The 22460-nt window shown below is 70.1% G+C and carries 20 protein-coding genes and 1 pseudogene; 16 read left to right on the top strand and 5 right to left on the bottom strand.

The window, feature by feature from the left end; all coding sequences use genetic code 11:
* Positions 1-71: 71 nt before the first annotated feature.
* Positions 72-1481, bottom strand: a complete 1410-nt coding sequence (gene pdxR / locus ACTWQN_RS19770; protein WP_443204984.1) for a MocR-like pyridoxine biosynthesis transcription factor PdxR — start codon at positions 1479-1481, stop codon at positions 72-74.
* A 203-nt stretch (positions 1482-1684) separates the two neighbouring features.
* Between pdxR and ACTWQN_RS19765 the strand changes: the two genes are divergently transcribed.
* A complete protein-coding gene (locus ACTWQN_RS19765) occupies positions 1685-2305 on the top strand; it encodes a TIGR03086 family metal-binding protein (protein WP_443204983.1) in 621 nt (206 codons plus the stop codon).
* Between the two features lie 144 nt (positions 2306-2449).
* Here the strand turns inward: ACTWQN_RS19765 and ACTWQN_RS19760 are convergent.
* From ACTWQN_RS19760 to ACTWQN_RS19750, 3 genes and pseudogenes are all read right to left on the bottom strand, one after another.
* Positions 2450-2764, bottom strand: a pseudogene (locus ACTWQN_RS19760) (pentapeptide repeat-containing protein); the annotation flags it as partial.
* A gap of 156 nt (positions 2765-2920) precedes the next feature.
* Positions 2921-3373 (bottom strand): hypothetical protein, encoded by a 453-nt coding sequence (locus ACTWQN_RS19755; RefSeq protein WP_443204982.1) that lies wholly within the window; start codon positions 3371-3373, stop codon positions 2921-2923.
* Positions 3324-3671 carry a hypothetical protein gene (locus ACTWQN_RS19750; protein ID WP_443204981.1) on the bottom strand — a complete coding sequence of 116 codons (348 nt, stop codon included), beginning with the start codon at positions 3669-3671 and terminating at the stop codon, positions 3324-3326. The genes ACTWQN_RS19755 and ACTWQN_RS19750 overlap by 50 nt, the downstream gene beginning before the upstream one ends.
* A 133-nt stretch (positions 3672-3804) precedes the next feature.
* On the opposite strand from ACTWQN_RS19750, the gene ACTWQN_RS19745 reads away from it, so the two are divergent.
* The 10 genes from ACTWQN_RS19745 to ACTWQN_RS19700 all read left to right on the top strand — a co-directional run bounded on the left by ACTWQN_RS19745 (position 3805) and on the right by ACTWQN_RS19700 (position 16944).
* Positions 3805-5460: a UDP-N-acetylmuramoyl-L-alanyl-D-glutamate--2,6-diaminopimelate ligase gene (locus tag ACTWQN_RS19745; RefSeq protein ID WP_443205146.1), complete on the top strand. Its 1656-nt coding sequence runs from the start codon at positions 3805-3807 to the stop codon at positions 5458-5460.
* Entirely contained in the window at positions 5457-6926 is a 1470-nt protein-coding gene (locus ACTWQN_RS19740) for a UDP-N-acetylmuramoyl-tripeptide--D-alanyl-D-alanine ligase (RefSeq protein ID WP_443204980.1), read from the top strand. The genes ACTWQN_RS19745 and ACTWQN_RS19740 overlap by 4 nt, the downstream gene beginning before the upstream one ends.
* A complete protein-coding gene (gene mraY / locus ACTWQN_RS19735) occupies positions 6923-8002 on the top strand; it encodes a phospho-N-acetylmuramoyl-pentapeptide-transferase (RefSeq protein ID WP_443205145.1) in 1080 nt (359 codons plus the stop codon). The genes ACTWQN_RS19740 and mraY overlap by 4 nt, the downstream gene beginning before the upstream one ends.
* 170 nt (positions 8003-8172) lie before the next feature.
* Entirely contained in the window at positions 8173-9576 is a 1404-nt protein-coding gene (gene murD, locus ACTWQN_RS19730; RefSeq protein WP_443204979.1) for a UDP-N-acetylmuramoyl-L-alanine--D-glutamate ligase, read from the top strand.
* A 6-nt stretch (positions 9577-9582) separates the two neighbouring features.
* The gene (gene ftsW / locus ACTWQN_RS19725) at positions 9583-11001 is read left to right on the top strand and encodes a putative lipid II flippase FtsW (RefSeq protein ID WP_443204978.1); all 1419 of its coding nucleotides are present in this window, start codon (positions 9583-9585) and stop codon (positions 10999-11001) included.
* A 35-nt stretch (positions 11002-11036) separates the two neighbouring features.
* Entirely contained in the window at positions 11037-12152 is a 1116-nt protein-coding gene (murG, locus tag ACTWQN_RS19720) for an undecaprenyldiphospho-muramoylpentapeptide beta-N-acetylglucosaminyltransferase (RefSeq protein ID WP_443205144.1), read from the top strand.
* Positions 12149-13594 carry a UDP-N-acetylmuramate--L-alanine ligase gene (gene murC, locus ACTWQN_RS19715; protein ID WP_443204977.1) on the top strand — a complete coding sequence of 482 codons (1446 nt, stop codon included), beginning with the start codon at positions 12149-12151 and terminating at the stop codon, positions 13592-13594. The genes murG and murC overlap by 4 nt, the downstream gene beginning before the upstream one ends.
* The gene (locus ACTWQN_RS19710; RefSeq protein ID WP_443204976.1) at positions 13591-14337 is read left to right on the top strand and encodes a cell division protein FtsQ/DivIB; all 747 of its coding nucleotides are present in this window, start codon (positions 13591-13593) and stop codon (positions 14335-14337) included. The genes murC and ACTWQN_RS19710 overlap by 4 nt, the downstream gene beginning before the upstream one ends.
* Positions 14338-14435: 98 nt before the next feature.
* Positions 14436-15668, top strand: a complete 1233-nt coding sequence (locus tag ACTWQN_RS19705; protein ID WP_443204975.1) for a nitric oxide synthase oxygenase — start codon at positions 14436-14438, stop codon at positions 15666-15668.
* A 283-nt stretch (positions 15669-15951) separates the two neighbouring features.
* Positions 15952-16944, top strand: coding sequence for a helix-turn-helix transcriptional regulator (locus tag ACTWQN_RS19700; protein ID WP_443204974.1), 993 nt, complete (start codon positions 15952-15954; stop codon positions 16942-16944).
* A 56-nt stretch (positions 16945-17000) separates the two neighbouring features.
* On the opposite strand, the gene ACTWQN_RS19695 is transcribed toward ACTWQN_RS19700, so the two are convergent.
* A complete protein-coding gene (locus ACTWQN_RS19695; RefSeq protein WP_443204973.1) occupies positions 17001-17918 on the bottom strand; it encodes an SDR family oxidoreductase in 918 nt (305 codons plus the stop codon).
* A 452-nt stretch (positions 17919-18370) separates the two neighbouring features.
* Here ACTWQN_RS19695 and ftsZ point away from each other — a divergent pair, with 452 nt between their 5' ends.
* The 5 genes from ftsZ to ACTWQN_RS19670 all read left to right on the top strand — a co-directional run bounded on the left by ftsZ (position 18371) and on the right by ACTWQN_RS19670 (position 22426).
* Positions 18371-19750 carry a cell division protein FtsZ gene (gene ftsZ / locus ACTWQN_RS19690; protein ID WP_443204972.1) on the top strand — a complete coding sequence of 460 codons (1380 nt, stop codon included), beginning with the start codon at positions 18371-18373 and terminating at the stop codon, positions 19748-19750.
* A 117-nt stretch (positions 19751-19867) separates the two neighbouring features.
* Positions 19868-20587, top strand: coding sequence for a peptidoglycan editing factor PgeF (gene pgeF / locus ACTWQN_RS19685; RefSeq protein WP_443204971.1), 720 nt, complete (start codon positions 19868-19870; stop codon positions 20585-20587).
* Entirely contained in the window at positions 20584-21414 is an 831-nt protein-coding gene (locus ACTWQN_RS19680) for a YggS family pyridoxal phosphate-dependent enzyme (protein ID WP_443204970.1), read from the top strand. Before pgeF ends, ACTWQN_RS19680 begins: the two co-directional genes overlap by 4 nt.
* A gap of 72 nt (positions 21415-21486) precedes the next feature.
* The gene (locus ACTWQN_RS19675) at positions 21487-22122 is read left to right on the top strand and encodes a cell division protein SepF (RefSeq protein WP_443204969.1); all 636 of its coding nucleotides are present in this window, start codon (positions 21487-21489) and stop codon (positions 22120-22122) included.
* Between the two features lie 19 nt (positions 22123-22141).
* Entirely contained in the window at positions 22142-22426 is a 285-nt protein-coding gene (locus ACTWQN_RS19670) for a YggT family protein (protein WP_093160639.1), read from the top strand.
* Positions 22427-22460: the final 34 nt, after the last annotated feature.

The raw sequence follows: 22460 nt of genomic DNA, 5'->3' as shown, positions 1-22460 counted from the left end.
CGACCACCAACGCCGAACACCATCAAGATGACCTGAACAGCCGATGGCCGGGCGATTTCTCGCCAAGGCCGTCAAACGAGGCAGGAGCGCAGTCTGCGCAGCCCCTCGGCGATGTCCGGCACCGCGATTGCGCCGTAGCCGAGCACGAGCCCCGGACGACCGGTCTTCGACTTCCGGAACGGGCTCAGCGGCAGGACCGCCACACCCTCGGCAGCGGCTCGTTCGCAGATCGACTCGTCGTCGGCGCCCGGGTGCAGCACCGCCGCCAGGTGCAAGCCCGCCGTGACCGCCACCGGTTCCAGCAGGTCGGCGAAATCCCGGTGCAGCGTCGCGGAGAGCTGCGCGTACCGCGCGGCGTATTCGGTGCGGGCCCGGCGAATGTGCCTGGCCAGCAACCCTTCTTCGATGAACGCCGCGAGAGCGGCTTGCAGCGGCAGGGAAGTGTGCAGGTCCACGACGTACTTGGCGGCCCGCAGCGCGGTGCGCAGACTGCGCGGTGCGATCAGGAAACCGACCCGCAGCGTGGGCAGCAGCACCTTGGACATCGAGCCCACGTAGATCACCCGGCCAGCGCGATCGAGGTTCTGCAACGGCTCGATCGGTCTGCCGGAGAACCGGAATTCGCTGTCGTAGTCGTCCTCCACCACAACGGCACCGGCGCGTTCGGCCCATTCGAGCAGCGCTGTGCGGCGCGGCAGCGACATCGGCATGCCCAGCGGGAACTGGTGCGACGGCGTCACGTAAACGATTCGGGCAGTGTCGGGTATCCGGTCCACCAGGATGCCTTCGGCGTCCACCGGCACTCCGACGACCTTCGCGCCCAACGCGCGGAACAGCTGGCGTGGTGGCGGGTAACCGGGATCCTCCACCGCGACGCAGGTTCCCGGCTCGATGAGCACTCGGCCGATCAGGTCGAAGGCCTGTTGCGCGCCGCTGGTGACCAGCACATCGTCGGCGTTCGCCCGAACGGCCCGGGAAACCCCGACGTGCCGGGCCAGCGCCGCGCGGAGGTCCGGGTGCCCGGCCGGGTCGCCGTACATCGGTGACCCGACGCTCGACGTGCGGAACCAGCTGGCTAGCAGGCGGCGCCAAGCCGCGTACGGGAACAGTCGGACGTCGGGAATTCCGGGCCGGAAGTCGAAATCCGGGACGGCCGGATCCAGCCGGGGCACCCGAATCCCCTCCCAGGTCCCGGTGGACCGGATCTGCTGGGCGTCCGCCACGTCCGGTGGTCGGTCGAAACCGCCCGGCCGCACATAGGTGCCCGAACCGGTGCGACCGCCGACGAAGCCCTCGGCGGCCAGCCGGTCGTAGGCGGCGCTGACGGTGTTCCGGGACACCGACAGGCGCCGGGCGAGTTCGCGGGTGGGCGGTAGCGCCTCGCCGGTGCGGAGCCTGCCGTCCAACACGGCGGCCTTGATCTGCCGGTAGATCTGCCCGGTCAGATCGGTCCTACCGACCAGGCTCACGTGGAACTCCACGAACACCGAGTTTAAGAGAGTGTGCGGGTTGGTTCGCGTGGCGGTGCGGGCTGCGAGGGTGGTGGGAAGCGGCTGACGCCGCTTGCCTGACGGCCACCGCTGCTACGTCCAATCCGCGCGAGCTCTTAATGCCGAATCGGCCCAGTGGACTTCGCCGTTTTTGGCTCTGCCGTTGGGCCGGTTCGGGTCCATACCCTCGGTACGTGGATATCGAGAACTTGCACCGACGGGCCATGCAGGGCACTGGCCAGGTCATCGCCGAGGTCGGACCAGAGCAGTTGCGCCTGCCGACACCGTGCGCGGACTGGACGCTGCACGGGCTGCTGCGGCACATGGTGAGCGAGAACCTGGCCTTCGCCCGCGCCACCACGGCCGATCCGGAAGGGTCCGATGTGGACTGGGATGCCGGGCGGTTGGGTGCCGCACCAGCCGAGGACTACCGGCGTTCGGCTGCCGAGTTCAGCACCGCGTTCGCTGCCGAAGGCGTGCTGGACCGGCAAGTCCGGGTTCGGGAGTTCGGCGTGTTCCCCGGCCGGGTGGCGCTGGTCTTCCACTTCGTCGACATGGTGGTGCACGGCTGGGACGTGGCCAGGACCATCGGATCCCGCTACGAACCGGACGAAGAACTACCGGCCACCGCGTTGGAGATCATGCGCGCGAACCCACCGGCCCAAGACGGCACCGGGGTGTTCGCCCCGATGGTGGAGGTCCCGGAATCGGCGTCCGCGCTGGACAAACTCGTCGCCTACCTCGGCCGCAACCCCACCTGGCCAGCCGAGGCGCCCGGCCCGGCCCGGGCCGCTTCCTACGGCATGGCGGGGTAGTCGAAGACGGTGATCGGCTCTTCGACGCCCGCTGCCGGTGCGTTGCGCGGCTCGGCGACGATCGAATCGGCTTTGTCGGTGGAGACATCGATCAATCCGATGTGCAGCGGGGCGTTGTTGGCCTGCCGGGTGGCAGCCCGTCAGAGTGGCATTGCCGAAGTCTGCTTCAGCGAGCAGAGAAGCTGTGAGACTTGCTCCAGTCAGGTTTGCGCCGTGGAATTTTGCCCCGGCCGCTGAGACCATTGTCAGATTCGTTCCGGAGAGCGATGACATGGCGAAGTTCGCACGGTCGAAACTTGATTCCGCTAGATTTGCCACGGTCAAATCTGCTCTGGTGAAGCGAGCTTCAGTGCACTCCGCATCGATTAGGATGGTGTCGCGCAACACGGTGTCCGCGAGATCGCTTCCCATGAGCCATGCACCGGTGAGGTCTCCGCCGGTAGAATCCGCGTCGCGCAAATCTGCGTTGATCGCGCAAAAGCGGTCCTGCGCCTCGCTTGCGAGTTATTTGCGGAGGTCTTCGGCGACTGAGGGATTATGTGGCCACTGACGTGGTTGCCGATCATGGGTACCCGAGGAAACGAACTTCTGACCCGTTATGTCGAACCATCTCAGTCATGAATTTAAGGCATCCGCATCGACGTTGCTCGTAACGACGATAACGTTGTTTCCGGAGTTGAACTCCTTGGTCAAGGAATCGCGGAATTTCTCCGGGGTGCCCGCCGTTTCCGTTGCCGAACTGAGACCGCTGGCGGCTTCGGATTGAGCGCGGATGAGTTGGGCGGCGGCGGGACCGGTAGGCGTCTGCTGCGGCGAATCCGCTACGTTGCGCCAGGTTTGCGCGTGCGCCAGCACCGCGTCGGCATCACCTGCCAGCCAGTTCAGCGCGCCGGTGAGCGGCTGGAAGTGTTCGATCAGCGACGACGGCGCCGCGGAGAACACGCTGCCCAGTGGGTCGGTGACGACCGACAGGGCTTCCAGACCGCCGCCCACCACGGCGAAGCCGAGGTCCGTCCAGTCACCGGTTTCGATCGCCGCCGGTCGAGGGCTGCTCGCCGACGGTGCCACGGGTGGCCTCGGCCACCCGGTCGCCGATCTTCGACTGCGCGCGGTGCAGCACGGCCATGAACTCGCGGCTGAGCTCGGCACCGGTCATCGCCCGCGACGACTCGTCGAACCGGACGTCGACCGGTACGCCCTCGGAGTTCACCGTCACCGCGACCGACTGACCGCGCTCGGTGATGCGGATGGCGTCGATGTGCTGCCGCATCGCGGTCAACTGGGCCACCTTCTGCCGCAGGCCCTCGGGCCGCTGCTGGACCGCGCGCTCGGCCTGCTCGGGATCTCCGTCGAAATCCGGCGCCATACGTCCTCCCCCTCCGCGAAAGATCGAGACAGGGGAGTTCTACTGCACCGGCGAGCCGCGATCGAGCGGCTGAACAGCAGTTGCGCCGAACGATCCAGGCGGCACTGAGCCGAATGGGTGACCGACCATGAGGATGCTTATCCGAGTGCTACCGGTAGCCTGTCGCGACGTGCCTTCCGCGGTCGCGACAGCTCCGCCTCGCCCGTCTCACGTCGAGCCGGTGGACATCGATCAGCTCGCCGATGAAATCGGCGCGCGCGTGCTTCGCGCCCCTGGTCCAAGCGCTGCAGCAGCGCCGGTGACCGGGGCGACCCTGCGCGCTCAACACGTGCGCCCCGGCGATCTCTTCGCCGCCCTGCCGGGCACCCGCGTGCACGGCGCCGACTTCGCCCAGCACGCGCTGGAGTCCGGTGCCGTCGCGGTGCTCACCGACCGGGCTGGGATCGAACGGGCCGCACTCGTCGAACACCCCGCGGTGCGCGACGGCAACGTGTCGCTGCTGGTGCACGACGATCCGCGCGGCGTGCTGGGGGCGGCGTCGGCGTTGATCTACGGAGATCCGTCGCGCCGGTTGAAGGTTCTCGGGGTGACCGGCACCTCCGGCAAGACCACCACCACCTACCTGCTGGAATCCGCGCTGCAGGCCGCTGGATTCGGCACCGGGCTGGTCGGCACCGTGGAGACCCGCATCGCCGGTGACCGGCTGGACAGCGCGTTCACCACACCCGAAGCCCCGGACCTGCAGGCGCTGCTGGCCGTGATGGTCGAGCACCGGGTGACCTACGTGCCGATGGAGGTCTCCAGCCACGCGCTGGCCATGGGACGGGTGTCGGGCACCCGGTTCGCCGTCGGCGCGTTCACCAACCTGTCCCAGGACCACCTGGACTTCCACCGCGATCTTGAGGATTACTTCCAGGCCAAGGCGCTGCTGTTCGACGGCCGGGCCGAGCACGAGGTCGTCTGCGTGGACACCGACTGGGGTCGGCGGCTGGTCGGATCGGACACCATCACGGTGTCCACCGAGGGCGACGCGACCTGGTCGGCCACCGATGTGCAGGCGTTCCCAACCGGCGAGCAGACCTTCACCGCGCATGGCCCCGACGACCTCAAGCTGCACATCCGGCTGCGGTTGCCCGGCCCCTTCAACGTCGCCAACGCCCTGCTCGCGATCGGTGTCCTGCACGCGGCGGACGTGCCCACCTGGGCGATCGAGCGCGGCCTGGCGGAAGTCGACGTGCCGGGCCGCATGGAGCGTGTCGCACTCGGGCAGGACTTCACCGCTGTGGTGGACTACTCGCACAAGCCCGGTGCGGTGGCCGCAGTGCTCGACGCGGCTCGCGCGCAGGTCGACGGCAACGTGATCGTCGTGCTCGGTTGCGGAGGCGACCGGGACGTGGCGAAACGGCCGTTGATGGGCGAGGCGGCCACCCGCCGCGCCGAACTGCTGATCGTCACCGACGACAATCCGCGCCGCGAAGACCCGGCCGACATCCGGGCGGCCATGCTGGCCGGTGCGCGGGAGGTGCCCGCCGACCAGCGCGGCGAAGTGATCGAGATCGGCGACCGGCGCGCGGCCATCGCCGCGGCCGTGGAGCGTGCCGAGCCCGGCGACATCGTCGTCGTCGCGGGTAAGGGTCACGAGACGGGACAGGAGGTGGCGGGCGTGGTGCACCCCTTCTCCGACCGGGAAGAACTCGCCGCCGCGCTGCGCCTGGTTCTGGGCCAGCGGCCCGGGGATCCACAGAAAACCGATGTTCGTCGGGGGCAGGGCGACGAGGAGGCAAGTTGATCCGGCTCAGCCTCGCCGACATCGCGGATGCGGTGGACGGCAGGCTCAATCGTGCGGAAGGCTCGGAGATCGTCAGCGCGGGTGTCGAGTTCGACTCCCGCAAGATCGAACCCGGTGGGCTGTTCGTGGCCGTACCGGGCGAACGAGTCGACGGGCACGACTTCGCCGCGCAAGCCGTGGCGGATGGTGCGGTGGGCGTGCTCGCCGCGCGGGAGGTGGAAGTCCCGGCGGTGGTCGTGCCGCCGGTGCCGGTCGCGGACCGGTCCGGGGTGATGGCGTTGGCCGGTGACATCGACGGTTCTGGTGCCGCCGTGCTGGCCGGGCTGGCGAAGCTGGCCCGCCACGTGGTCGACCGGCTGCCGCGACTCACCGTGGTCGGCGTCACCGGCTCGTCCGGCAAGACGTCCACGAAGGATCTGATCGCGCAACTGCTGGAGCCGATGGGCCCGACGGTCGCACCGCCCGGCTCGTTCAACAACGAGCTCGGCCACCCGTGGACCGTGCTGCGCGCCGACGAGGACACCCGGCACCTGGTGCTGGAGCTGTCCGCGCGCGGCGTCGGGCACATCGCGAACCTCTGCGAGGTGGCGCCGCCGCGCATCGGCGCGGTGCTCAACGTCGGCCACGCGCACGTCGGCGAGTTCGGCTCGCAGGAGGCGGTGGCGCAGGCCAAGGGCGAACTGGTCGAGGCGTTGCCCGCGGATGGTGTGGCGGTGCTCAACGCCGATGATCCGCTGGTCGCGGCGATGGCGGACCGCACCCGGGCCCGCGTGGTGCTGGTCGGGGAACACCCGGACGCGCAGGTGCGCGCCGAGGACATCGAGGTCGACGACCAGGCGCGGCCGACCTTCACGCTGGTCACCGAGCTGGGCAAGGCGCAGGTGACGTTGCCGCTGTTCGGCGAGCACCACGTGGGCAACGCGCTGACCGCGGCCGCGGTGGCGATGGAGCTCGGTGCGACCGTCGAGCAGGTGGCCGAACGGCTCGGCGCGGTGCGCCGGGTGTCGGCGCGGCGCATGGAGGTCACCGAGACCCCGGCTGGCGTCACGGTCGTCAACGACGCCTACAACGCCAACCCGGAGTCGGTGCGCGCCGCGTTGAAGACGCTGGCGGCGATGACGCGCGGACGACCGGGTCGGGCGTGGGCGGTGCTCGGGCCGATGGGTGAGCTCGGCGACGCGGACACCGAAGCGCACGACGAGATCGGGCGGCTGGCCGTCCGGCTGAACATCGACCGACTGGTGGTGGTCGGCGAGCAGGCCCGGGTGATGCACCAGGCTGCATCGCTGGAAGGGTCGTGGGGAGAGGAGTCGGTTCTGGTGCCGGACGTCGATGCGGCCGTCGCGCTGCTGCGCGCCGAGCTGCGTTCCGGTGATGTGGTGCTGACCAAGGCGTCGAACTTCGCCGGTTTGTGGCGAGTCGCCGATGCTCTGCTCGAAGGAGATGCGGGGTGGCGGAGGACGTGAAACCCATTCTGGTGGCCGCCGCGGTGGCCTTGGTGGTCTCGATCCTGTTCACGCCATACCTGATCAGGGTGTTCTCCAGGCAGGGCTTCGGCCAGGAGATTCGCGAGGAGGTGCAGAGCCAGCACGCCGCCAAGCGCGGCACCCCGACCATGGGCGGCGTGGCGATCCTGGTGGCCATGTGGGTCGGCTACCTGGTCGCCCACTTCACGGTCGGCGATCAGATGACCGCGTCCGGGCTGCTGGTGCTGGGCCTCACGACGGCGCTGGGGATCGTCGGGTTCCTGGACGACTTCATCAAGATCCGCAAGCAGCGCAACCTCGGGTTGAACAAGACCGCGAAGCTGGTCGGCCAGCTGGTCGCCTCGGTGCTGTTCGCGATCTTGGCGATCCAGTTCCCCAACGCCAACAACGTCACCCCGGCGTCGGTGGAGCTGTCGTTCCTGCGGGACATCGCGGTGATCTCCTTCGGGACGATCGGATTCGTGATCTTCGCCTACGTGGCGATCAGCGGCTGGTCCAACGCGGTCAACTTCACCGACGGCATGGACGGCTTGGCCGGAGGCACCGCGGCGATGGTGCTGGCGACCTACGTGCTGATCTCGTTCTGGCAGCTGCGCAACGACTGCTTCGCATCGAGCGGCCCGACGGCGGGCTGCTACACGGTGCGCGACCCGCTGGACATCGCGGTGGTCGCGGCGGCGGCGATGGCGGCCTGCGTCGGGTTCCTGTGGTGGAACGCCGCACCCGCGAAGATCTTCATGGGCGACACCGGCTCGCTGGCGCTGGGCGGCCTGCTGGCCGGGCTCTCGATGGTCACCCGCACCGAACTGCTGATGATCATCATCGGCGGGGTGTTCGTCGTCGAGGCGCTGTCGGTGGTGTTGCAGATCGCGGTGTTCCGGACCACCCGACGACGGCTGTTCCGGATGGCGCCGTTCCACCACCACTTCGAGTTGGCCGGGTGGGCGGAAACCACGGTGATCATCCGGTTCTGGGTGCTGGCCGGGATCAGCTGCATGTTCGGCGTGGGCCTGTTCTACGCGGACTGGCTGAACCTGGCGGTAATCCTGGACTGAGCGTTGTCGAACCCGGTCTGCGCGGCGCCAGCGGCGCCGTTCGCCGTTCGGGTGAGAGGTGAAGGGCACCTTTCGCCAACTAACTTGGTGAAAGGTGCCCTTCACCCCGACCTCATCGTGGTGCGGGTTGGTGCGTCGGGATTCGTGCGAGCTGTTAGGGAGACGAGTCGGTGGCAGGGCGGTTCGAGGGGTTGAACGTGCTGGTGGCCGGGGCCGGGGTGTCCGGCCGCTCGGCCGCCGAGGCGCTGCTGGAGGTGGGCGCGGCGGTGACCGTCACGGACGCCTCCGCCGACCGGCTCGCCGCGCTGGCGTCGTTGCAGGCGCAGGGCGCGGAACTGGTCGATGGGCTGGCCGAACCGCCGACCGGTACGGATCTGGTGGTCACCAGCCCCGGCTGGCGCCCGGACGCGCCGCTGCTGGCGGCGGCGGTCGCGGCGGGTGTCGAGGTGATCGGCGAGGTCGAGCTCGCCTGGCGGCTGGACCAGGACAGCGGCACTCCGGCCACCTGGCTGGCGGTCACCGGGACCAACGGCAAGACCACGACGGTGAGCATGCTGGCGTCCGTCCTGCACGCCGCCGGGGTCGATGCGGTGGCCTGCGGCAACGTCGGACTGCCGGTGGTGGATGCGGTGCGCGCCGGACACCGGGTGCTGGCGGTGGAGCTGTCCAGCTTCCAGCTGCACTGGTCGGATTCCGTCGCGGCGTTCGCCGCCGTCGTCCTCAACCTCGCCGCCGATCACCTGGACTGGCACGGCTCACTCACCGCCTACGGCGCCGCCAAGGCGAAGGTCTACACCGGCAACTCGGTCGTCGTCGCCAACGCCGACGACGAGTGGTCGGTGCGGTTGGCCGCCGCCGCCGCCGCGGATGCCGAGCGGGTCTCGATCACGCTCGACGAGCCGCAGGACGGCCAGCTCGGTGTCGACGACGCCGCGCTGGTCGATCGCGCCTTCGGCGACCGGGTGGTGCTCGCGACGCTCGCCGACGTGCACCCGGCGGGGCCGCACAACGTGGCGAACGCGCTGGCCGCGGCGGCCCTGGCGCGCGCCATCGGCGTCCGGCCGACGGCGGTGGCCGATGGGCTGCGGGCGTTCCAGCCCGGGGCGCACCGGTCGGTGCCGGTGGCCGAGGCCGCCGGAGTGTCCTATGTGGACGATTCAAAGGCGACGAACCCGCATGCCGCGGCCGCCGCGCTGCGCGCGCATTCGCGGGTGGTGTGGATCGCGGGCGGCCTGCTCAAGGGCGCCGAGGTCGAGGAACTGGTGGCGGCCAACGCCGCTCGGCTGCAGGCCGTGGTGCTCATCGGCCGGGATCGGGACCAGTTCGCCACCGCTCTGGCCCGACACGCCCCGGATGTGCCGGTCCGCGAGGTGACCACAGGGGACGATGCGGGCATGCAGGATGCTGTTCGCATGGCCAACGAGTTCGCGCGACCGGGATCGGTGGTGCTGCTCGCCCCGGCCGCCGCCTCGATGGACATGTTCACCGACTACGCCCATCGGGGCCGGGCTTTCGCCGACGCGGTGCGAGCCGTGTTGGCCGATACTCCGGCGGCGTCGACGCACGGCGGGTGATCCGCCGTGACCACTGCGACGAAGCCCGCTGCCGCTCGTAGCGCCAAGAAGCGCGCCGGGCTGACCGTGCTTTCGCCGTTGACCGCGTGGCTGACCCGCCCGCTGGCGTCGTTCCACCTGCTGCTGGCGGTTTTCGGCCTGCTGACGGTTTTCGGCCTGGTGATGGTGCTTTCGGCCTCCAGCGTCGACTCGTTCACCAAGGACGGCTCGTCCTACAGCGTGTTCAGCAAGCAGGTGATGTACTGCCTGGCCGGGTTGGTGCTGTTCTACGTCGCGCTTCGGGTGCCGGTGCGGTTGCTGCGCCGGTACAGCCTGATCCTGCTGACGATCTGCCTGGTGCTGCTGGTGCTGGTGCTGACCCCGCTGGGCACCGAGCTCAACAACGCGCGCAGTTGGTTCGTGGTGGCCGGGGTGTCGTTCCAGCCGGTGGAGTTCGCCAAGGTCGCGTTCGCGGTGTGGGGCGCGCACGTGCTGGTCACCAAGCGCGGCCTGATGGCGCAGTACCGGCATCTGCTGGTGCCGGTGGTCCCAGCGGCGTTGCTGATGTTCACGCTGGTGATGCTGCAGCCCGACCTGGGTTCCACGATCACGCTGTTCGTGGTGCTGCTGGCGCTGCTGTGGTTCGCCGGGGCGCCGCTGCGGCTGTTCCTGACGGCGCTGCTGGGTGCGGTGACCGCGGGCGTGGCGCTGGCGATGGTCGCCGAATACCGGTTGGCGCGGTTGACCAACTTCCTGGATCCGCAGGCCGACCCGACCGGCCAGGGCTACCAGATGATGCAGGCGCAGTACGCGCTGGCCGACGGCGGGTTGTTCGGCCGCGGCCTGGGGCGGGGCTGGTCGAAGTGGCAGTACCTGCCCAACGTGCACAACGACTTCATCTTCGCGGTGATCGGCGAGGAGCTCGGTTTCGTCGGCTGCGCGATCGTGCTGGTGCTCTACGGCACCACCGCCTACGTGGGCCTGCGCATCGCGTTCCGCAACACCGACCCGTACATCCGGCTGGTGTCGGCGACGCTGACCACCTGGCTGGTGGGGCAGGCGGTCATCAACGTCGGTTACGTGGTGGGCCTGCTGCCCACCACCGGGCTGCCGTTGCCGCTGATCTCCTCCGGCGGATCGTCGGTGGTCACCAGCATGCTGGTGTTCGGGCTGCTCGCGAACTTCGCCCGGCACGAACCCGAGGCGATCGCCGCGCTACGGTCTCTGGGTCCGGGTCGGGTCGGCAAGCTGTTGCGGCTGCCCACCCCGGCGCCGTACCGGCCACCGGCCAAGCGGCGTCCGACACGACCCACGACCCCACGAAGCCGACCCGGCGCGAAGAGCTCCGGGGCGGCGGCAACTCGCCGGGGAGGCGGGGACACCCGCGCGCGCGGCGCGCGCAGCGGGCCCGGATCCCGGGCGCAGACACGAGGAGGACACCGTTGAGCGGGGAGCAAACGGTCCGCGTCGACCAGGGTGCCGTGGGCGACCCGCAGAGCGCCGCCCTGGGACGGCAGGTGCTGTCGATAGTGGTCGCCGGTGGCGGCACCGCCGGGCACATCGAGCCCGCGATGGCGCTGGCCGACGCGGTGCGTCGGCTGCGGCCCGATGCCCGGGTGACCGCGCTGGGCACCGAGCGCGGCCTGGAGAACCGGTTGGTGCCAGCCCGCGGCTATCCGCTGGAGCTCATCCCGCCGGTGCCGATGCCGCGCAAGGCCAGCCCGGAACTGCTGAAGCTGCCGTTGAAGGTCCGGGAGTCGGTGAAGCAGACCCGCGACGTGCTGGACCGCGTCGGCGCGCACGTGGTGGTCGGGTTCGGCGGCTACGTCTCGCTGCCCGCCTACCTGGCCGCGCGCGGTCGGGTGCCGATCGTGGTGCACGAGGCGAACGCGCGGGCCGGGCTGGCCAACAAGGTGGGCGCCAAGTTCGCGGAACGAGTGCTGGCGGCGACCCCGGACAGCGGGCTGCCCGGGGCGCAGACCATCGGGATCCCGCTGCGCGAGTCCATCACCAGACTGGACCGCGTGCGCCTGCGGGCGCAGGCCCGCGCGCACTTCGGGCTGCACCCGCACGCGCCGGTGATCCTGGTGTTCGGCGGTTCGCAGGGCGCGCGCACGCTGAACACCGCGTTCTCCGGTGCGGCGGAAGCGTTGGGGCGCGCGGGAATCGCCGTGCTGCACGCGCACGGCCCGAAGAACACCATCGCGGTGCAACAGGTCCCCGGCACACCCGGCTACACCGCGGTGCCCTACCTGGAGCGGATGGACCTGGCGTACGCGGCGGCGGACCTGGTGGTGTGCCGCTCCGGCGCGATGACCGTCGCGGAGGTCTCGGCCGTTGGGCTGCCCGCGGTGTTCGTGCCGCTGCCGCACGGCAACGGTGAGCAGGCGCTCAACGCGCAGCCGGTGGTGACCGCGGGCGGCGCGCGGCTGGTGGCGGACGAGGAACTGACCACGCAGCGGGTGATAGCCGAGGTGCTGCCGCTGGCGCGCGACGCCCAGCGGCTGCAGGAGATGAGCCGCGCCACGCTGGGCACCGGGCACCGCGAGGCCGACCACGTGCTGGCGCAGATCGTGCTGGAGGTGGCCGGACAGTGATCGAACCGTCCACTTCGGACCTCGCGCGGGTGCACCTGGTCGGCATCGGCGGCGCCGGGATGAGCGGCATCGCCCGGATCCTGCTGGCCCGCGGGCAGCAGGTGTCCGGCTCGGACGCCCGCGACTCGCGCACCGTGCTCGCGCTGCGGGCGCAGGGCGCGCACATCGGCATCGGACACCTGGCGGCGAACCTCGACCAGTTCGACGCCGACCCGACGGCGGTCGTGGTGTCCACGGCGATCAAGCCGGACAACGTGGAGCTGGTCGAGGCGCAGCGGCGCGGCATCACCGTGCTGCGCCGGGCCGAGGCGCTGGCCGCGCTGATGGCCGGGCACCGGGTGGCCTGCGTGGCGGGCACCCACGGCAAGACCTCGACCACGTCGATGCTGACCGTGGCGTTGCAGCAATGCCGGTTCGACCCGTCCTTCGCCATCGGCGGCGACCTCAACGAGTCGGGTGCGAACGCGCACCACGGCGACGGCAGCATCTTCGTCGCCGAGGCCGACGAGAGCGACGGCTCGTTCCTGGTGTTCGCGCCGTCGGTGGCGGTGGTGACCAACGTCGAACCCGACCACCTGGACCACCACGGCACCGCCGAGGCCTACACCAAGGTCTTCGAGGAGTTCGTGCAGCGGATCGAGCCGGGCGGGGTGCTGATCGCCTGCGCCGACGATCCGGGTGCCGCCGAGCTGGCCGACCGGGCCGCGGCGGACGGGATCCGGGTGCGGCGCTACGGGACGTCGGTGACCGCCGAAGGTGACGCGCGGCTGGTCGGTTACCGGCCCGAGCACGGCACCGGGGTGGCGACCGTGGAGCTCGACGGCGAACGCCTCGACGTGCAGGTGTCGGTGCCAGGGGAGCACATGGCGGGCAACGCGGTCGCGGCGTTGCTGGCCGGGCTGGAACTCGGCGCCCCGCTGGCCGGGCTGCTCGACGGGCTCGCCGCCTTCGGCGGGGTTCGGCGGCGGTTCGAGTTCAAGGGCCGCGCCGACGGCATCCGGGTCTACGACGACTACGCGCACCACCCGACCGAAGTGGACGCGCAGCTGCGCGCGGCCCGGCCAGTGGTCGGCGACGGTCGGCTGATCGTGGTGTTCCAACCGCACCTGTTCTCCCGCACCGCGGCGTTTTCCGGCGAGTTCGCGACCGCGCTGGGGCTGGCCGACGAGGTCGTCGTGCTGGACGTCTACGGCGCGCGCGAGGATCCGCAGCCCGGTGTCACCGGCAGGCTGATCGCCGACGAAGTGCCGCTGTCGGCCGAGAAGGTGCACTACGAGCCGTCTTTCGCGGCGGCCGCGCCGCTGGTGGCCGGTCGGGCCCGGCCAGGTGATCTGGTGCTGACCATGGGGGCCGGGGACGTGACCATGCTCGGCCCGGAGATCCTCGCCGAGATCGACCGGGACGCCGGACGGCGCTGCGCCGCCGGGGAGGAACGGGGTTGACCACCACGCGTCGTCGTGCGACGGCCCGTCCCGGGCTGCGCAGCACCCGGGGCCGCCCGGTGCGCGGCGGCGCGGCGACGCGCGCGAAGTGGCGCCGCTGGGCGCTGCCGGTGCTGCTGGCGGCGGTGACGGTGCTGGCGTTGGTGCTGTACTTCACGCCGCTGCTGGGTGTCCGGTCGGTAGCGGTGGTCGGCAACGCGACGCTCGGCCAGGACCAGGTGGTGCAGGCGGCGGGCATCCAGCCCGGCACACCGATGCTGCAGGTCGACGTCGACGAGACCCGCACCCGGCTGATGGCGCTGCAGAAGATCGCGGCGGCCGAGGTGTCGCTGGCCTGGCCATCGACCGTGCGGGTAAAGATCACCGAACGGACCCCGGTGGCGTTCCTGGTGGCCCGCAACGGGATCCAGCTGGTGGACGCCGACGGCGTGCCGTTCGAGGCGGTCGCGCAACGTCCGGTCAACCTGCCGGAACTGCGGGTGCGGACGGCGTCCCAGGACGACGTGGCGACCCGAGCGGCGTTGACGGTCCTGATGGCCCTGCCGCAGCCGCTGCGCACCGAGGTCACGGCGGTGATCGCGGAGCAGCCGGGCGACGTCCGCCTGCTCCTCAAGGGAGACCGGGAAGTTCACTGGGGGTCGCTGGAGGAAACCGCGAGGAAGGCGGCGATCCTCCCGCCGCTGCTGACCCGCCCGGGCAAGATCTACGACGTCACCACCCCCGCTCTGCCGACGGTGGCGTGACCGCCCTGAGTCCCGGTTCCTGCCGGAACGACCACTTCCGAGCGGCGGATGTCCGTGGCGGTGATCAAGATCATTTGCGTGGCGCTACGGTGTGAAATGTGTTCAGGGTTAGTGGCGATGCGCCGGAGTCGGTGTTCTCCGGGCGTGCCACCGCATCGCAGCCGACCAGGCGGTTGCACGTCGTGCGGCGGTCTTCGAACCGCTCCGCGCCGCCGGTGGACATGGCCGAGGCCGAGGAGTTCCTGCGGCTTTTCCACGCCGAGAACCGCGACTCCGGATCGCTGCAGCAGCGGTTGGACCGGATGCGCTACGAAGTCGACACCATCGGCACCTACCGCCACACCCAGCAGGAACTGGCCTTCGGCGCGCAAGTGGCCTGGCGCAACAGCGCCCGCTGCATCGGACGGCTCTACTGGCGCAGCCTGAAGGTTCGCGACCTGCGCGACGTGCACACCGCCGCCGGCGTCGCCGCGCACTGCGTGCAGCACCTGCGGATGGCCACCAACAAAGGCAAGATCCGCCCGGTCATCAGCGTGTTCCCGCCCGAGACACCGCAGCGCCCGGCACCGCGGATCTGGAACGAGCAGCTCATCCGCTACGCCGGGTACCAGCGGCCGGACGGCACGGTGCTCGGCGATCCGCGCTATGTGCGCTTCACCGAGGCGGTGACCACCTTCGGCTGGCAGGCACCGGCCCGGCGCACCGCGTTCGACGCGCTCCCGCTGGTGGTGGAGACGGCTGACGAAGGCCCGCACATGTTCGCGCTGCCGCCGGACGCCATCGAAGAGGTTCAGCTGACCCACCCCGACCTCCCGTGGTTCGCCGAGCTCGGGCTGCGCTGGCACGCGGTTCCGGTGATCAGCCACATGCGGCTGAACATCGGCGGCGTGCCGTACCCGGCTGCGCCGTTCAACGGCTGGTACATGGGCACCGAGATCGGCGCCCGCAACTTCGGCGACGCCGATCGCTACAACCTCGTCCCGCTGGTCGCCGAGCGGTTGGGCTTGGACACCTCGCGCGAGGACACCCTGTGGCGGGATCGCGCGCTGGTCGAGCTCAACCGCGCGGTGCTGCACTCCTACGGGCAGGCCGGGGTGACCATCACCGACCACCACACCGAATCCCAGCGCTTCCTGACGCACCTGGCCAAGGAGGAGGCGGCGGGCCGCAAGTGCCCGGTGGACTGGTCCTGGATCGTGCCGCCGATGTCGGCCTCGCAAACCCCGGTCTTCCACCGCTACTACGACGAAGACCACCAGCGCCCGAACTTCTACCTCGACGAGGACGCCACCGACCGGGGGCTGCGCGGCGGCCCACCCCGCTTCGCCTGACCCGGTCGTACGCGAACGCTTGCGGGTCCGACCGCCGGTGCTCGGCTGCCGGTCACACCCCGTTCACGCGGCTCGCTGGCGCTTTCGGTGGCCGGGGTGCCGACCGCGTTGATCGCCGAGGACTACGCGTTGACCGGCGAATACCTGCGCGGCGCGAAAGATCGGCGCTCGGACGAGTCCACTTCGGACGGATCGGGGAAGCTGGTAAAGCCGGGAATGAGCTGGCAGATCGTTGGGCGGGACGGGGCCCGACGGTGTCGGGGGTGCGCCCTAGGCTCGGTGCATGCGGGCGTCGAGGTTGATAACGCTACTGTGCCTGTTGCAGGTGCGCGGTTCGATGACGGGCCCGGAACTCGCCCGTGAGCTGGAGGTTTCCGAGCGGACCGTGGCGCGGGACGTGCTCGCGCTGGCCGAGGCCGGGGTGCCGGTGTACGCCGAGCGCGGCCGGAGCGGCGGATACCGGCTGCTCGGTGGATACCGGGCCAAGCTCACCGGGCTGCACCAGGCCGAAGCCGAAGCGCTGTTCCTCTCCGGCGTGCCCGGCCCGGCGACCGACATGGGGCTGGGCGAAGCCGCCGCCGCGGCGCGGCTGAAGGCGTCGGCGGCGCTGGCACCGCCGTTCCGCGACGCGCCGCAGCGGGTGGGGCAGCGGTTCCACCTGGATGCGCCGCGCTGGTTCCGCGCCGTCGAAACCCCGGCCGTGCTACCGGAACTGAGCCGCGCGGTGTGGCGCGACCGCAAGGTCACCGCCCAGTACCAGCGCGGTGAGCAGCAGGTGCGGCGCGAGATCGAGCCCTACGGGCTGGTGCTCAAAGCCGGTGTCTGGTACCTGGCGGCCCGCCGCGAGCAGCGGTTCCTGACCTACCGCGTGGACCGCTTCCGCCACGTCGAAGTCGGCGACGAGATCTTCACCCGCGACGACACCTTCGACCTCGCCACGTTCTGGGAGGACAAAGCCGAGGAGTTCACCCACTCCCTGCTCACCGACCAAGTCGAAATCCGGATCAGCCCACTGGGCCTGCGAAAACTGCACGCGACGACCGACGGAACCGCCGCCCGCGAAGCCGAAGCGGCCGCGACCCAGCCCGACGACGCGGGCTGGGTCACCACCACCCTCCCCGTCGAATCCCTCCAAGTCGCCTACGACCAAATACTCAACCTCGGCCCAGAAGCCGAAGTCCTGAACCCACCACAACTCCGCCACCAACTAGCAACCGCCGCCACCCGCCTAGCCACCCTTTACGGTGATGTTGATCGGAGTGAAGGGCACCTTTGACCGGCATAGTCGGTCGAAGGTGCCCTTCACTCATCACCCGTCAGCGTTAGTGCGTGTCAGCGGTAGTCGTTGGGGTTGCCTGGGTTGCCTGGCCATTCGACTTCCAGGACGTAGCGCCAGGCGTCTGGTTGGGAGCCGTCGGTGTCGGTGAAGTCGTAGACCTTCGCGAGGTATCCGCTGGACAGCGAGTCGGTGTTCCAGCGGGCGACCTCCGGGTCCGCGGCCAGGGCGACCACCGCGCGTCCGACGAAGTGCGGCGACTCGGCGATCGCGAAGCCCGGTGGGGCGGTGGTGGACTCGCGCCAGTTCTGCTCCGTGACGCCGAAGTGCTCCAGCATCATCTCCGACCGCAGCCAGCCCGGCGTCAGCGAAACAGCCGTGCCGCCGAACGGCTTCAGCTCCTCGCCCTGAGCTCGGGCCAGGCGGTGCGCGGCGACCTTGACGATGTCGAAGAACGCGCCGCCCTCGCTGCGGTAGTACTGCTCGTGCACCTCCGCGGTGCCGTCGGTGAGCTCCACGACCAGCCCGCCCGGCCGTTCGCTCAGCAGCGCCAGCGCGAAGTGGCTGGTGATCAGGTGCGCTTCGATGCCGATGCGCAGCCGCTGCAGGCCCTTGGCCAAGTCCTGCTCCCAGATCGGCTTGTGCCAATGCATCAGGTGCTCGCCGCCGAGGTCGTTGACCAGGATGTCCAGTCGGCCCTGCTCCGCCTCGATCCGCTGCACCAGCTCGCGGACCTGCTCCGGGTCGGTGTGGTCGACCCGGACCGCGATGCCCTGGCCGCCCGCCCGCGTCACCAGTTCGGCAGTGTCCTCAATGGTTTCCGGTCGGTCGTAGTCCGAGCGCTGCGCCCGGGTGCTGCGGCCGGTGCCGTAGACCGTCGCACCGGCTGCCCCCAGCTCCACGGCGATGCCGCGCCCCGCGCCCCGGGTCGCCCCGGCCACCAACGCGACCTTGCCGTGCAGTTGTCCAGTCATGCCTGGGATTCCTCCTGTTCAAAATTCCGTCGGGCAGCGACCATGACAGCGAATCCGGACACCTCCGGTCGGGATTTGCCGGGCAGGTCGGAAACTGCCTGCCTCGACCGGGTGAGCAGGGGTAGAGGTACGGTGTTGGTGGTGATCACGTCCGCGACGTGGCCACCGCACCAGGGGAGGAACAAGACTGGGCTCGCCGCGGTGCGCGGGCCGCTGGCAACAAAAACGGTCGAGGCGGAAGCGACGAAGGTGCACGGCACAACACACCTGCCACCGATCCCGGCGTGGCTGCTGGACGCGGGGGCAGTTGGGTGCCTACCGTCCGGACCGGGCACGGGATCGGCTGCACCTCGGATCCCGCGCTGGCATCGACCAGGCGGAACCGCGTCGGCGATGGCTGGACCAGCGGCCGACGCAGCGAGCGCAGAGCCACGATCAGGAAGGCGGATCCGATGACGCCCCCGCACAACTATCTCGCGGTGATCAAGGTCGTCGGCATCGGCGGCGGCGGCGTCAACGCCGTGAACCGCATGATCGAGGTCGGGCTCAAAGGTGTCGAGTTCATCGCAGTGAACACCGACGCGCAGGCCCTGCTGATGTCCGATGCCGACGTGAAGCTGGACATCGGCCGCGAGCTGACCCGTGGTCTCGGAGCCGGTGCCGCGCCGGAGGTCGGCCACAAGGCGGCCGAGGACCACAAGGAAGAGATCGAAGAGGTCCTCAAGGGCGCCGACATGGTGTTCGTGACCGCCGGTGAGGGCGGTGGCACCGGTACCGGTGGCGCGCCCGTCGTCGCGTCGATCGCGCGCAAGCTCGGCGCGTTGACCATCGGCGTGGTCACCCGGCCGTTCTCCTTCGAGGGCAAGCGCCGCGCGGCCCAGGCCGAACAGGGCATCAAGGAGCTCCGCGAATGCTGCGACACGCTCATAGTCATCCCTAACGACCGGCTGCTGCAGCTCGGCGACATCGGGGTGAGCCTGATGGACGCCTTCCGGTCCGCCGACGAGGTGCTGCTCTCCGGTGTCCAGGGCATCACCGACCTGATCACCACGCCGGGTTTGATCAACCTGGACTTCGCCGACGTCAAGAGCGTCATGTCCGGCGCGGGCAGCGCGTTGATGGGCATCGGCTCGGCGCGCGGCGAGGGCCGGGCGGTGCAGGCCGCGCAGAAGGCGATCAACTCGCCGCTGCTGGAGGCGTCCATGGAGGGCGCGCACGGCGTGCTGCTGGCCATCGCCGGTGGCTCCGACCTCGGCCTGTTCGAGATCAACGAATCGGCGTCGCTGGTGCAGGAGTCCGCGCACCCCGAGGCCAACATCATCTTCGGTACGGTCATCGACGACTCGCTGGGCGACGAGGTGCGGGTGACCGTGATCGCCGCCGGATTCGACGCGGGCACGCCCACCCACAAGAAGCTCGACCCGACCCGGGTCGGTTCGCGGACCGAGGACGCCGAACCCGCCCCGAGCGCTGAGAAGACCGCACCGCCGGTCGTCGAGAGCGAACCGCGGCCGGTGCCGCCGCAACCCGCTCCGACGCCGCCGATGCCGCAGGTGGAGCAGCCCGTCGCGCCGCAGGCCGTGCAGCCGCCGCCGACGCCCGCTCCGGAGGCCCCGCCGCAGCGTCCCGGGCTCGGCCAGCGCACGGGGCTCTTCGGCACCGATGGTCCGGCCACCGGTCAGCAGAGCGTGTCGGTGCCCACCCGGGCCAGCGGCGGATACCCGACGCACAGCGGAACTTCCAACCGCCCCGGCGCGCTGCCCAACCGCGCCGTCCCGGTCAACGACGACACCGACGACGACGTCGACATCCCGCCGTTCATGCGGCGCTGAGCCGCGGTGCGCCGCACCGCGCGGCACATGAGCGAGAATCGACACCGGAAACCACCTGTTTCCGGTGTCGATCTTTGTGCGGGCCCGATCGGGCCGCTGGTGGGAGGCTGAGCAGCAGTGCGGATTCGGCGCGTGATCACCACGCGGGAGGGCGGCAGTTCCCGGCCGCCGTTCGATTCCTTCAACCTCGGTGGCAGGGTCGGCGACGACCCAGCTGCGTTGGCGGCGAACCAGCGCAAGTTGGCCGACGGCATCGGCCTGCCCGAACAGCGGCTGGTTTGGATGGAGCAGATCCACGGGCGCACCGCCACCATCGTCGACGGGCCGCAGCCCGCTTCGGTTGAGGCGACCGATGCGCTGGTGACCGCCGAACCGGGGCTGGCGCTGGTCGCGCTGAGCGCGGACTGCGTGCCGGTGTTGCTCGGCGATCCGGAATCCGGGGTGGTTTCGGCGGTGCACGCAGGTCGGGTGGGTGCCCGGGTAGGTGTGCTGGTCTCGGCGCTGAAGGCGATGCAGGAGGCCGGGGCTCGGCTGGACCGCATCGAAGCGCTGCTGGGCCCGGCCGCTTGCGGTGAGTGCTACGAAGTGCCGCCCGAAATGCAGGCGGACGTCGAGAAGCACCTGCCCGGCAGCGCCTGCAAGACCCGCAAGGGCACCGCCGGGCTCGATCTGCGCGCCGGGCTCTGGGAGCAGTTGGCCGCCGCCGGGATCGCCCGGATCGGCGTCGATCCGCGCTGCACGATGGAATCTCCGGAGCTCTACAGCCACCGCCGGGATGGCGGGCGCACCGGCCGGTTCGCCGCGGTGATCTGGGCCGATCCGGAGGAGACCGCATGAGCGACAGCCCTTCGTCGCGCTCGCGGGACCGCCCGGGCGCGGGTGCCCCGCAGGGCGCTGGCGCGGGTGTCCCGGAAGGCACCGGAAATCCGGTGCGGGAGCAGGCGCGGCGCGCGGAGCTGGCGGAGTCGCTGCGCGAGGTTCGAGACCGGGTCGACCGGGCGTGCCGCGCGGCCGGTCGGCAACCGGAGGAGGTCGAGCTGCTCGCGGTGACCAAGACCTTCCCCGCCTCGGACGTTGCCCTGCTGGCCGATCTCGGGCTGGCGCAGTTCGCCGAGAACCGGGAACAGGAGGCTCGCGACAAGGTCGCCGAGTTCGCCGCGCTGCGCCCGGCCGCCGCGGTGCGCTGGCACATGGTCGGTCAGTTGCAGCGCAACAAGGCCCGGGCGGTGGTCCGCTGGGCCGACATCGTCGAGTCGGTGGACAGCGAGCGGCTCGTCGATGCGTTGCACCGCGCCACCGCCAACGCGCTGGACGCAGGTGAGCGGCAGCAGCCGTTGGACGTGTTGTTGCAGGTCAGCCTGGATGAGGCCACCGGCCGTGGGGGGTGTGACCCAGCGGATGTGCCCGCACTGGCCGACAAGATCACGCTAACGGGTGATCTTAGGTTGCGGGGTGTGATGGCCGTCGCCCCGTTGGGTGGCGAACCGGGTGTGGCCTTTGCCACACTTTCCATGATCTCCGAGCGGCTGCGCGGAGATCACCCCGAAGCTGTCGAAGTGTCGGCGGGAATGTCCGGTGACCTGGAAAGTGCCGTTGCCCACGGCTCGACCCGGGTGCGTGTCGGAACCGCGCTGCTCGGTGGGCGGCGGTTAACCTCGCCGTAGCCGTGAACATGGGGGTCGAAGGTCGGCCGCCTCGTGCTCGGTGCTAAGGAGTCGCAGAGGAAGGGCATGCCGATGAGCGCTTTGCACAAGTTGAAGGCCTACTTCGGCATGGTCCCGGCCGATGAGGTCGACGAATACGACGACGAAGCCGAGTACCGAGACCGATATGCCGACTCCGACCGCGAGCCCTACGACAGCCCGTCCGACCGGGTTGGCGGACGGCGCCGGATCGGCACCCGCGGGGGATATCAGGCGGAGGCCGACGCCGAATCGGAGGGCTACGTCGAGGAATACCGCGAACCGGCACCGCGATCGCGTCGGCAGTGGACACCGGACCCACCAGTGGTGCGCAGCAGCCTGCCCGCCGATTCGCCGCGGGAATCGGTCTCGCGGCTGCGGGCGGTCACCGACACCGGCACCCAGTTCAACTTGAGCAAGATCACAACACTGCATCCGCGCAGCTACAGCGAGGCCCGCACGATCGGCGAGCAGTACCGGGACGGCACGCCGGTGATCATGAACCTGACCGAGATGGAGGAGGCCGACGCCAAGCGGCTGGTCGACTTCGCCGCTGGTCTGGCGTTCGCGTTGCGGGGTTCGATAGAGAAGGTCACCAACCGCGTGTTCTTGCTCTCACCGCCGAACGTCGATGTCGCGGCGGAGGACAAGCGGCGGCTCGCCGAGGGTGCCTTTTTCAACTACGGGTGAGTGATGGCACAGTTGAAGCGTGAACCCGGTGCAGATCGTCCTGTTCTACGTTCTGTTCTTCTTCTGGCTGCTGCTCACGGCCCGTATTGTGATCGAACTCGTTCGGGTGTTCGCTCGCGATTGGCGGCCTGTCGGGGGGGTTGCAATCGCGTTGGAGAGCATCTACACAGTGACCGACCCACCCGTAAAGTTGGTGCGTCGGGTGATCCCGACGGTCCGGATCGGCGGCGTCGGACTGGACCTATCGATTATGGTGCTGCTGCTGGTCGTGTTCATACTGATGCGACTGGTGCAGCCCGGGTGACGGGGAACCCGGGCTACCCGCAGCCGAGGAGTGC

The organism is Saccharopolyspora antiqui (genome assembly GCF_052246905.1).
Taxonomy (GTDB): Bacteria; Actinomycetota; Actinomycetes; order Mycobacteriales; family Pseudonocardiaceae; genus Saccharopolyspora.
This window is presented reverse-complemented; position numbering and strand designations above follow the sequence as displayed.

Bases quoted from the DNA above. Each gene is read 5' to 3' on its own strand.
- ACTWQN_RS19750 (WP_443204981.1), bottom strand. From the start codon at position 3,671: ATGGCGCCGGATTTCGACGGAGATCCCGAGCAGGCCGAGCGCGCGGTC.
- ACTWQN_RS19745 (WP_443205146.1), top strand. From the start codon at position 3,805: ATGCTTATCCGAGTGCTACCGGTAGCCTGTCGCGACGTGCCTTCCGCG.
- ACTWQN_RS19700 (WP_443204974.1), top strand. From the start codon at position 15,952: ATGCGGGCGTCGAGGTTGATAACGCTACTGTGCCTGTTGCAGGTGCGC.
- ACTWQN_RS19695 (WP_443204973.1), bottom strand. From the start codon at position 17,918: ATGACTGGACAACTGCACGGCAAGGTCGCGTTGGTGGCCGGGGCGACC.
- ftsZ (WP_443204972.1), top strand. From the start codon at position 18,371: ATGACGCCCCCGCACAACTATCTCGCGGTGATCAAGGTCGTCGGCATC.
- ACTWQN_RS19680 (WP_443204970.1), top strand. From the start codon at position 20,584: ATGAGCGACAGCCCTTCGTCGCGCTCGCGGGACCGCCCGGGCGCGGGT.
- ACTWQN_RS19675 (WP_443204969.1), top strand. From the start codon at position 21,487: ATGAGCGCTTTGCACAAGTTGAAGGCCTACTTCGGCATGGTCCCGGCC.